Origin of the sequence: Desulfocicer vacuolatum DSM 3385 (assembly GCF_900176365.1) — a bacterium.
GTDB classification, from domain to species: domain Bacteria; phylum Desulfobacterota; class Desulfobacteria; order Desulfobacterales; family Desulfobacteraceae; genus Desulfocicer; species Desulfocicer vacuolatum.
Genome location: NZ_FWXY01000010.1, coordinates 162,674 through 174,984 on the forward strand (window position 1 = coordinate 162,674; position 12,311 = coordinate 174,984).

General features: G+C 51.2%; 3 protein-coding genes and 1 rRNA gene. 2 read left to right on the forward strand and 2 right to left on the reverse strand.

All coding sequences use genetic code 11. The features are described from left to right. The first annotated feature begins 126 nt into the window (after window positions 1–126). Together B9A32_RS11010 and B9A32_RS11015 are read left to right on the forward strand one after the other, a co-directional pair. Window positions 127–1,794 carry a PfaD family polyunsaturated fatty acid/polyketide biosynthesis protein gene (locus B9A32_RS11010; RefSeq protein WP_084069363.1) on the forward strand — a complete coding sequence of 556 codons (1,668 nt, stop codon included), beginning with the start codon at window positions 127–129 and terminating at the stop codon, window positions 1,792–1,794. A gap of 324 nt (window positions 1,795–2,118) precedes the next feature. Continuing rightward, the gene (locus B9A32_RS11015) at window positions 2,119–10,212 is read left to right on the forward strand and encodes a type I polyketide synthase (RefSeq protein WP_084069364.1); all 8,094 of its coding nucleotides are present in this window, start codon (window positions 2,119–2,121) and stop codon (window positions 10,210–10,212) included. Between the two features lie 116 nt (window positions 10,213–10,328). Here the strand turns inward: B9A32_RS11015 and B9A32_RS11020 are convergent, their stop codons facing one another. Together B9A32_RS11020 and rrf are read right to left on the reverse strand one after the other, a co-directional pair. Further along, on the reverse strand, window positions 10,329–11,780 hold the full coding sequence (locus B9A32_RS11020) for an alkaline phosphatase (RefSeq protein WP_212637894.1): 1,452 nt from the start codon (window positions 11,778–11,780) through the stop codon (window positions 10,329–10,331). Window positions 11,781–12,027: 247 nt separating this feature from the next. After that, window positions 12,028–12,144, reverse strand: a 5S ribosomal RNA gene (gene rrf / locus B9A32_RS11025). Window positions 12,145–12,311: the final 167 nt, after the last annotated feature.

The window sequence follows — 12,311 nt, forward strand, 5'->3', positions numbered from 1 at the left end:
TTATCGAGCGCCGGCGTAACGAGCAACTCGATAACAATTGATTAACCCCCCCAACCATGGTATTTTATCTGCTTTTATCCTGACCGGCTCCCAAAGCCAAGACACACTTAAAGGAACAGACAACCCATGAAACATGAAGGCCCTTCCATCCGGGGATGGTGGACACCGGAAACCCAAGCCCCTGCCAAAGGCAACCACGGTATCAAACAGGCCTTAATGAGCCTTAATGAATCCATATATATTCTTGACATCCAAGGTGAACCCGGTTATGCCCGGGGGGGATGCGCCATTATGGGAGATCCCGCCGTTACCTTAAATAAATTTCAGCAAAATCCCGCCAATGGATTTCCCATAAAGGCATGGGCCCCGGCCCTTTCCATGGAACAGCTGGGGGACCGGACCTTTAAACAGCGCCATGGACTTAAATATCCCTACATTGCCGGAGCCATGGCCAACGGTATTACCTCGGTTGAAATGGTTAAATCCATGGCCCACAACGGCATGATGGGTTTTCTGGGTGCCGGGGGTCTATCCATCCCCCAGATAGAAGAGGCCGTACAGCAGTTGAACAACGCTTTAGGAACGCTGCCCTTTGGCTGTAATCTCATCCACTCCCACGGGGACCCGGACATGGAAATGGCCACCGTCAATCTTTATTTACAATACGGGGTCCGCTGCATCAGTGCCGCAGCCTTCATGCGTATCACTCTCCCCCTGGTCTATTACAGGGTCAAAGGGATTCATCGGGAACCGTCGGGCCGTATCAAGACCCCCAATCAAATCATTGCCAAGGTGTCCCGCATTGAAGTGGCCCGGCAGTTTTTTTCTCCTCCCCCGGAAAAAATGGTCCAGGCCCTTCTGGAGCAGGGGCTTATCACTGATGAAGAAGCGGCCCTGTCCCGGCAGATACCCATGGCCCAGGATCTCACCGCAGAGGCAGACTCCGGTGGCCACACGGACAATCGACCGGCCATTTCTCTGTTTCCCACCATGATTTCATTGAAAGATGAGTTTAACCGAAAATTCCAATACCAGGCACCCCTTTGTGTGGGATTTGCAGGGGGAATTTCCACACCGGAATCTGCAGCTGCGGCATTCCAGATGGGGGCCGCCTATATCCTCACCGGTTCCATCAATCAATCGTGCACGGAATCTGGTACATCCAATGGCGTAAAAGCATTGCTGGCCCAGGCCCAGCAGGCAGATGTTGCCATGGCACCGGCAGCGGACATGTTTGAAATCGGTGCCCGGGTCCAGGTGCTTAAACGGGGCACCATGTTTTCTGTGAGAGCAGAAAAATTGTACACCATTTATAAAACCTATCCCTCCTTTGATGCCGTTCCCCCGGCCCTGCAAAGGGAGGTGGAAGAAAAGATGCTCAGAGCAAGCTTTGATGCCACCTGGGAAAGTACCCGGCAATTTTTCATGCAGCGCAATATCAGTGAAGTGCACCGGGCAGAAAAAGATCCCCAACACAAAATGGCCCTGGTATTTCGCTCCTATCTTGGCCAATCCTCCCGCTGGTCCATCACAGGGGACCCGGACAGAAAAATGGATTATCAAATCTGGTGCGGTCCTGCCATGGGTGCCTTTAATCAATGGGTCAAGGGCAGTTTTTTGGAAAATCCTGAGCAACGTCATGTGGTGGATCTTGCGCTTAATCTTCTCTTTGGGGCCTGTGTATGCACCCGGGCCGCCTGGCTGAAAACCCAGACCGGTGACATTCCCGTGGATGCCTCCGGCTTCATCCCCATGGACAGGGCCACACTGCTGCAATTTTCCAGCACAATGTAAAAAAAATGTTAAATCTACCGGCATTCATGCAAAAAACATTTAGTTTTTCATATAATTGGCCTGTCCTAAAAACAGACACAACAAATATTGAAAATGATATTATGCCGCCCCCCCGAGGGGTAATGGTCCCGGCCCGGAACTGTAGACAGCTCGATTGGCCGGTTCCTATTACCCCTCGGGGGGGGCTCTGCTGAGGTTGCCCGGAAGTTTTATTGTTAATAAACATACATGGCTGTAACCTCCAGCCACAACGAAGAATGAAACTCTCATGATTCCAAACCTTTGGATGGAGTTTCACATAATAAAGTATCATGGGGAGGAATTTTGCAAAAGAACACTGCGGTGGCCATCATTGGTATGGGCTGTATTTTCCCGGGGGCCGGGGGGCTGAAACAATACTGGCGACTCCTGTTTAACGGCGAAGATGCCATCACCCCGATCCCGGAAGAGACCCACTGGAAACTTGAAGACTATTTCAATGAAGATCCGTCCACCCCGGATCACACCTATTGCAGCCGGGGGGGCTTCATCCCCAGAATTTCCTTTGATCCGGCACGGTACGGCATGCCCCCCAACAATCTTGAAGCCACGGACACCTCCCAGCTTTTGGGACTCATGGTGGCGGAAATGGCCTTGCAGGACGCCGGCCTTGGTAAAGGCACCGATTTTGATCGCCAACGCGTCAATGTCATTCTGGGAGTCACCGGCACCCAGGAACTGGTGATTCCTCTGGGGGCCCGTTTAAGTCATCCCATATGGAAAAAGGCGTTAAAGGACTCCGGTGTTCCGCCGGAAAAATCCCGGGAAATCATGGAACGCATTTCCAGGGGCCATGCACAATGGCAGGAAAATTCCTTTCCCGGCCTTCTTGGCAATGTGGTGGCAGGCCGCATTGCCAACCGCCTTGACTTGGGGGGCACCAATACCGTTGTGGATGCGGCCTGCGCAAGCTCCATGGGGGCCATCCACACCGCCTGTATGGAACTTCAATCCGGGAAGTGCGATATCTCCCTCACCGGGGGCGTGGATACCCTTAACGACATTTTCATGCACATGTGTTTTTCCAAAACAGGTGTACTCTCCCACACCAGCGATGCCAGGCCATTTTCCAAGGATGCCGACGGCACGGTGCTGGGTGAAGGGGTGGGCATGCTGGTGCTAAAGCGACTGGAAGATGCAGAACGGGACAAAGACCGCATCTATGCCGTGTTAAAATCCATTGGAACCTCCAGTGACGGTAAAACCGGCGGCATTTATGCCCCCCATGCCCCGGGACAATTGCGGGCGCTAAGGACGGCTTATAAAGAAGCAGGCATCCCCCCTGACACAATGGAGCTTATTGAGGCCCACGGCACCGGCACCCGGGTGGGAGATAAAATTGAACTCACGGCCCTGAAACAACTCATGGGTACCACAGACACCCGTCCCCATTGTGCCCTTGGCACCGTTAAATCCATGATCGGCCACACCAAGGCCGCCGCCGGAGTGGCAGGTATGATCAAGGCGGTGTTAAGTCTTCACCACAAAGTAATTCCCCCCACCCTCAAGGCCGGGGAACCTGATCCTGATTTAGATCTCAATGCCTCTGGTTTTTACCTCAATGACCAATCCAAACCGTGGATTCCCTTGAACGGTCACCCCCGGCGATGCGGGGTCAGTGCCTTTGGGTTTGGCGGCAGTAATTTCCATGCAGTGCTGGAAGAGTACGCCCCAAAAAAGGAACATATTTCATGGGACGGTTCCATCCAACCGGCCACTTTTTGCGGCAATGACGTGGCAGCCCTCCAGAAAGACATGACAAAATTTCTGGAAACCCTCACCAATTATGATACCTGGGATGTTGTGGAACGCTCCCAGATCATGGCATGGGAAACGGCCCGGATGCGCAAGCAATTCTCCTGCCAGGCCCCCCTTCGCCTTGTGATGATTTTAAAAGAAAACCATGATCCCCGGAAAAAAATCCAACAGGCCATGGAACTCTTAACAGAAAATTATACAACCGACTGGGAAAAAGGGGACATTTTCTTTGGATGTCATCCCTGGCAGGAAAAAAAGCTTGGATTTCTATTCCCGGGCCAGGGAAGTCAGTATGTGGGCATGGGCCGGGATCTTTGCGCTTTGTTTCCCCGGGCCATGGATGCGATAAAGGCCACAGACACACGTTTTGCCCAGAAACATAAATCTCAACACCGTCTCAGTGATTTTGTTTTTGCCCCACCGTCCCACGTCCGGGACAGGAGAGCCTCGGAAGAAATGCTGCGCAGCACAGACATTGCACAACCCGCCATTGGTGCGGTGAGCCTTGCCATGTCAAGGGTGCTTGAACACTTTGGCATTACACCGGATGCCGGGTGCGGTCACAGCTTTGGAGAACTCTCCGCCCTCTGCGCTTCAAAACGGCTCACCCCGGAAGACTTTCTGAGCCTGTCCGTGGCCCGGGGAAAATATATGGCAAAGGATACCAAAGACAATGAAGATTGCGGCAGCATGCTGGCGGTGAAAGCCCCACTGGATAAAATCGAAAGCCTTATTCTTGATGAAAAGCTCAATCTCATTCTGGCCAATAGAAACAGCCCGGACCAGGGGGTATTATCAGGCAGCTCAGATGAGATCAAACGGGCATCCAAGGCGTGCAAGGCAAAAAAGATGCGATGCGTGGAACTTCCCGTGGCAGCGGCATTCCACAGCCATCTGGTGGAGCATGCGGCCCGGCCCTTTGAAAAATTTCTGGCCTCAATTGATTTCACCCCGGGATCAATCCCGGTGTTCTCCAACACCACCGGTGATACATACCCCAAAGAACCTGAAAAAGCCCGGGATATACTGGGAAAACAGCTTCTGAACCCTGTGCGTTTTGTGGAAAATATCCAGACCATGGTGAAAAACGGCATCACCACCTTTGTTGAAGTGGGACCCAAAACCGTTCTTTCCGGACTTACCCACAGCATTCTCAAAGATCAACCCCACACCTGCCTTGCCCTGGATAGCTCCTGCGGAAAAAAACAGGGCATTGCAGACCTTGCCAAGGTACTTTGTTCCCTGGCCGCGGCAGGCTATCCTGTTCAACTTGATAAATGGGAAGAAAAGGGATCAAGACCGGAAAAAAAGATGATGAGAATTCCCATCTCCGGTGCCAATGTGCAACCTGCTCTTGTCAAAGATATGCCCCCATCCCCCCCCATGGAAAGCCACTCTGCGGCAAAAAAATCGCCGGCAATTCCCGCCATGGATACGGGGGAGCGTTCCCTGTCCTCCCCCGGAAATGAAATATCCCCACGGGTGGACACTTTCCAGACACCTTCATTAACAACACCCAATTCCCCGGCCCAGGAGGAAAAATGTTCCCCCGTCCCCGGCAATCAATGCCCGGACGAGGAAATAACAACACCTTGCCGTCCCCAATCATTCACCGGGACGGGGGTCAAAGGAGCTGATATGCAATCCCCAGACCATGGGAATCATTTTCCCGCATCTGAATCCCAGACGTCACCGGCACCCATGCCGTCCCATGCCCATGCATCCATGGCCTACCATGCCATGCAGCTGGTCCATAAAGGACTTGAATCCATGCAGGAACTCCAGGCAGGCACGGCCCGGGCCCATGAAAAATTTCTGGAAACCCAGACAGCCGCCAGCCAGGCACTTCAAAATATGATGCAGCAGACACGGATGTTTGCCGACACTGTGACAACAGTAACAGCAGGATCACCCCGGCATTATTCCCGGCAGCCCGCAATGCCCATCCCCCCAAAAGTCCCGGAACAGCCGTCCATGCTGGAGCATACCGCCCCGCAACCTGCTGCCATCCCCCAACAATGGGATACCCCGCCGATGACAAATACATATATCCCCTCAGCCGAAGATTATGAAACTGGAAATAACGGCCATGGTGTCCAGGGGCAAGCCCGGACAAATCCCCCATATACTCCTGAAAAGGCAGTTCATACAGCGCCTGCCCCTTCCCGGACATCACAAATGCCCGAGCAAAGTTCAACCCCGGCCCCGGCAGGGGAAACAATGCCCCGGGAAAAAGCACACACCTCCGGGGAGGATCAACAAAATATTCCTGCCATGATAATGGCCTGTGTCAGCCGTCTCACCGGGTTCCCCGAGGAGATGCTGGAAATGGACATGGACATGGAATCGGACCTTGGCATTGACTCCATCAAACGGGTGGAAATCATGTCTGAACTGGAAAAAGTCCTTCCCCAGGCAGGCAATCTCGCTCCGGACAACATGGGAACCTTGAAAACATTGAAAGATGTGATGGATGCCATTGCCCCTGAAGATGACCACACTCCGGCCTCCCAGCCCATGGCACCCCTCAACGGCGGCGCACCGGAAACACCCTCTTTGGAAAACAGCACGGCCCTGCCCGTCATGGAGGTGGTAACAAAAACCATCAGTGAGCTCACCGGATTTCCCGTGGAGATGCTGGAACCCACCATGGATCTTGAATCAGACCTTGGCATTGATTCCATCAAACGGGTGGAAATTCTCTCGAGACTTGAGGAATCCCTGCCGGAAATGGCAACCATCTCACCGGATGAAATGTCAGAGCTGAAAACCCTGGAACAGATTGCCGGCACATTATCACCGGCTGCCCCGGAGAAAAGCAATGGCATGGCACAGGCACCTGAAACACCAGGGGCCCCGGAGCCGCCTCCCTCCCCCACAGGAGAATCCAAAAATAAGTCAAACTCATCATCCGATTCCCCCGGGGAAACGGAACTAAAAAAAAAAGCCTTAAGACAGATCATATCCCTTGAATATCTGCCCCGGGATGAAATTGCCACCGCTGTCAAGGGGGAAATTTCCCTTAAAAAGGATCAAAAAATATATTTGACCCGGGATGACCGGGGCATTGCCCTTGAGTTAAAAAATGCCCTGGAAAAAAAATCAGTGCACGCAGAATGTGTGCCCATGGATGACCTGCTGGATCAAAAAGATATCAGTGATATGGCAGGTCTTGTGGTGATCCCCGGCAAAACAGAAATGGATTGTGCCGATTTTCTAAAAAAATCCTTTCTTCTGGCCCAAAAAAGCGGAGCCATGCTTTGCCGGGCAGCGGCTGATAATAGGGCCTTTTTTGCCACACTCTCCTTTATGGACGGCTCCCTGGGGTTTGGCTCAACCCCTCTCAAACGACCCCTGTGCGGGGGGCTTGCAGGCCTTGTTAAAACAGCAGACCTGGAATGGGACAAGGTTCAGTGCACAGCCTTTGATCTACCGGAAGATCCCGGGTTTGCCATCTCCCAGGCCCACACCATTGTGGGACTCATGGCAGCCCATGGTGCCGTTGAAGTGGGGATCAATACCCAAGGCGTGGTGGTACCCCGGAGTATTGAAACACCTGCAATCCCCGGAGATGCAAAGATCACTGAAAAGGATATTTTTCTCATCACCGGCGGCGCCAGGGGAGTAACAGCCCAGTGTGCCCTTGAACTTGCCACCTGTTTCTCACCCACCATCATCCTTGCCGGTCGATCTGCCCCCCCCACCCCGGAACCCCAGTGGCTGCAACCCCTTTTAAATGAAGGGGAGATAAAAAAAGCCATGCTCACCCACCATTTTAAAAATCAGCGGCCCACCCCGACAATGTTGGAAAAGGCCTTTCGTCAATTATCCGCCAACCGGGAGATGAATAAAAATATCGCCCAGATGGAAGCTGCCGGAGCCCGGGTTCACTATATTTCCGTGGACATACGAGATACAAAAGAGATAAAAAACCTTGTCCGGGAGATAAAAACAGAACACGGAGCCATCACCGGAATTATCCACGGTGCCGGTGTGGTGGCAGATCGCTTTATCCAGGATAAAACCCCTGAACAATTTGAACAGGTATTTGGGACCAAGGTCAAAGGCCTTTCAAATCTCCTGGCAGCCTGTCCCCCGGAACAGCTTAAATTTTTAGTTCTCTTTTCCTCCGTGGCAGCCCGGGCAGGGAACACCGGCCAGGTGGACTATGCCATGGCCAACGAGGTATTAAATAAAACGGCCCAAAGCCTTGCCCGAAATCACACCGACTGTAAAATTGTCTCCATGAACTGGGGTCCCTGGGAAGGCGGCATGGTAACACCCTCCCTTAAAAAAGAATTTGATAAAAGGGGAATTCCCCTGATTGACCTTAAAATCGGGGCTGAGATGCTGGTGCAGGAGATGATCTCGGAACATCCCGGGCCTGTTGAGGTGGTTGTGGGAGGATTGATCTCCCAGACATCACCCCCCGGTCCCGGAAATAAAGACAATCAATCCTGCCTTCAAAAGCAAGACGCTTTTCCGGTAGGGAAAAAAAAGAGTTCTTCAACCGCTTGTAAATCAATAGTCATGACCCAGATGACAGGCCTTGAATCCTGTCCGGTGCTGGCCTCCCACACCATTGCAGGGGAGCCGGTGGTTCCCTTTGCCCTGATGATGGAATGGCTGGCCCACGGGGTAACCCATGCCAACCCCGGACTTGTCTGCACGGGAATGGATGGGGTCCGGGTGCTCAAAGGGATAAAACCGGGACAAAAGGAAAAGAGCGTTGATATTCAGGTGGGAAAATGTCACCCCGGAGATAGGGGTTTTACAGTGCAAGGTGAAATTATTTCCCCAAACACCATGCACGTCAATGGAAATGTCTTGCTGGACACCCATCTGCCCCCACCACCGGTTCTGGATCGATCCCGGCAGATAAGCCTGCCCCCAAGTGAGCTGTCCGTGGACAAGGTATATAATGACATTCTCTTCCACGGCCGGGATCTTCATGGCATCAAAGCCATTGTGGGATGTTCTGCCATGGGCATTGAAGTGGTGGCAAAACATGCTCCGGTCCCCGGGGCATGGATGGCTTCCCCCCATCGTAAAAAATGGATACTGGACCCCCTGATCATGGATGCTGCGTTCCAGGCAGCCATCATCTGGTGCCATGAAACCCTTGGCATGGTGTGTCTTCCCACCTACATCGCCAATGTGAGAATCTACCGGGGTATGACCGATCATGACGGTGATGTCACCATTATATTAACGGTGAATGAACAAACATCCCACAGCATCAAAGGATATTTCACCTTTGTTGATGACCAGGGCAAGGTGCTTGCCGGTATCACGGGATTTGAAGGGGTGATGGACCCCACACTGGGGGATAAATTCAAGCAGAAAAAATCCTCCTCTGCGTCATCTTCTCCCGAAAGAACAGTGGATGGAAAAAGTCCCGGGCACCAAAATAAAAGCGCGGCCTCCCAGGCTAATGCCCTGCAAACATCGGTCAGTGCAAAAAAAATGGAACAAAAGATGTCCGTTCCCCAGGAAGCCCCGTTGTTTTCCCGGGAAAAGATACTGGCCTTTGCCGTGGGTAAGCCTTCCAAGGCCTTTGGCAAACCCTACCGGGTCTTTGATAAAGACAGGGAAATTGCCCGGCTCCCCGGTCCCCCCTATTTTTTCATGGACCGGGTAATGACAGCCGATCATCCCGCCTGGACCATGGAACCGGGGGGATGGATTGAGGCAGAATTTGATATGCCCGACCATGGGTGGTATTTTAAGGCAGCAAGATCAGACACCCTTCCCTTTTGTATTCTCCTTGAAATTGCCCTTCAACCCTGCGGGTGGCTTGCGGCCTATGCCGGTTCTGCCCTGCACAGTGATGACAGGCTCTATTTCAGGAATCTGGGGGGAGAGGTTAAACTGATCTCTCCGGTGCACCGCACCATGGGAAGCTTGACCATGCGAAGCCGTCTCACCGGTGTATCCAAGGCAGGGGGACTGATTATCCAGAATTTTGATCTTGAGGTGCTGAACAAGGGAAAAATGCTCTACCGGGGACACACCAACTTTGGTTTTTTCACCAGGGCATCCCTTTCCAATCAAACCGGCATCAAAAACGCTTCTTTGGCCCTTAAATTAACCGATGAAGAACAAAATTCTGCATCCTTGGAATGCTTTAAAGACACAGCTCCGTTAACACCCGAAGATACCACCCAGGATGGACCCGGTGTAATGCCGGCAAAAGCGTTAAGAATGATTGATTCCGTGGATATTTTTCTTCCCCAAGGGGGAAAATATAAAAAAGGATATATCAGGGCCCAAAAAATGGTGGACCCAAAGGAGTGGTTTTTCAAGGCCCATTTTTACCAGGACCCGGTGTGTCCCGGCTCATTGGGGGTGGAATCCTTTTTACAGGTGATGCAGTATTTTGCCTTTAAAACCTGGAATATTGATCCCGAAAAATACCAGGTAAGCATGCCCCCCCACACCCACCAATGGATATACCGGGGTCAGATCACCCCGGCGGGTAAACACATTGAACTTCAGGTGCACATTAAAAATGAAAGCAAAGAAAAAATGACCGTCACGGCAGACGGCATACTTCTGGCCGATGGGCTGTGCATTTATCAGATGGAGGATTTTATGATCTGTCTGGAACCCAGATCATAACATTGGCCACCCGTCACAATTGATGGGCCAATGACAGACCATATTGGGAAAAAGTGTCAATAAGGCAAGCCTGGGCCTACCCCAAATCGCCCAATGCTGTTACCAAACCTCATTTTTTACTTCTTTCCCATGAGTACCATGAGCTTTTTTCCAATGTCGCTATTATCATACATGCCTGAAAAAGCTCCATGACCCGGGCCAATGGCTGAGGTTAGCACGGGAATACCGGTGTGGCTGAATGTGGTCCAGCCAATGCCTGCCCTGTGGTTCAACATCCGGGTGAGTGTCACCGTAAGGGGATCTTCCCTGCCATAAAAGATAGATGGTTTGGATGCTTTGTTATTGCCCTCAGGACATTTTTGTCTGGCCTTTCTTTTGGAAACTTTTTTCTTTTTATGGGAAAAATGAGTCACTTTTTTACGGATGTGGCTGACACTTTCTCCATAGGCGGCTTTCAGCTTATCCATCTCCATGGACGATAAATTAATGTTTGCTTCCCCCCCTGGACCCAGGCCAAAACTGGATGTGATCAAGGGGAGTATATCTTCAAAAGAGGGGGGGATTACCTTTGAACTTACCCGATTGACCATTTCATTTCTAAACCCTTGAAATGACATTTTCTGGTATTCAAGAAGTTTGAAGTTCGTTTCATATCCCGTGTCAACAACTCCCAGGCTCATTCCACCGCACTCATGATCTGCCGTGACCACAATCAAAGTCTCTTCAGGATGTTTTTCGTAAAATTCAAGGGCCTGTCCAATGGCATCATCAAAGGCAATAATATCTGCAACGGCTGTGGCTGCATCATTGGCATGGCAGGCCCAATCAATTTTCCCCCCCTCCACCATCATGAAAAAACCAGATTCTCCCTGTAATAATTCAATACCTTTTTGGGTCAAACGGGCAAGGGAAATGTCCGTTTCCTGACGATCCAGTTCATAGGGAAGGGCCTTTCCCTTTCCAGCCCCACCGGGCATGACAATCAATTTGCCGTCTCCGGGAGCAAAGGACAAGAACTCCCCCCGGGTGGTAACGATGGTGTAACCATTCTTTCGGGCAAGATCCAGGGCATTGACAGACGTCTGAATTCCGGTGTCATCTATCTTATTTCCCCCTCCACCACTGCTGTCAGCTTTATGACTCCTTTTGTTTTCAACATCCACAAGTCCCCCACCGGCAAAATAATCAAAATTACTTTTTGTCAGGGCCAGGGCAATATCATAATACTGTTTTCTGGAGGCCACATGGGCATAAAATCCCGCCGGAGTTGCATTATCCAGGGAAACTGTGGTGATAACTCCCACTTTCATTCCCCGGTCCCGGGCCATCTCAGCAATGGATTTAAGGGGCTTCAACCCATGGTCCAGTCCAAGGACGCCCACATTTGTTTTTTCTCCGCAGGCAAGGGCCGTGGCGGCCGCCGCAGAATCTGTGATAAAACGATTTGCCGCCGACGTGGTGGTTATTCCGTGGCTGGGAAATTTATCCATGCAAAGGGGATGATCGGCAAATTGGGCCGCAAGCGTCCGCTGGTTTATCCCCATGCCGTCACCTATAAATAGAAACATATATTTAGGTCCCAGGGATCCGGAACAAGGTGCCCATGACAGCAGAAGAACTATGGTTACGAAAAGCAACTTAAGGAACAACCGTCGAATATATTGCATTTAGAAAATCCTTGTTGGTTAATCTTAAAATAAAGGTGTTCACTAACAATAATTCTGACGATTTTAAGCTTGACAATGATGAAATGCAAGACAAAAAAAAAGGCCCTGACCATTATTAAATAATGGTCAGGGCCTTTATAAAAAATTAATTCGGCAGCGTCCTACTCTCCCACACAGCTGCCCGTGCAGTACCATCGGCGCTAAGGTGCTTAACTTCCGTGTTCGGGATGGGGACGGGTGTACCCACCTTGCCAGCGCCACCGAATTAAACTATAATATCTATTTGTTAATTCGTTGCAGTAATTATTATATATTATCTTGTTTGTCAATATATTCGCATTAAAACGTTTAAACTTCTTTATGGTTTAAGAAGTGGCTAAGCCTCACGACCTATTAGTATCGGTTAGCTGAACACATTACTGTGCTTACACA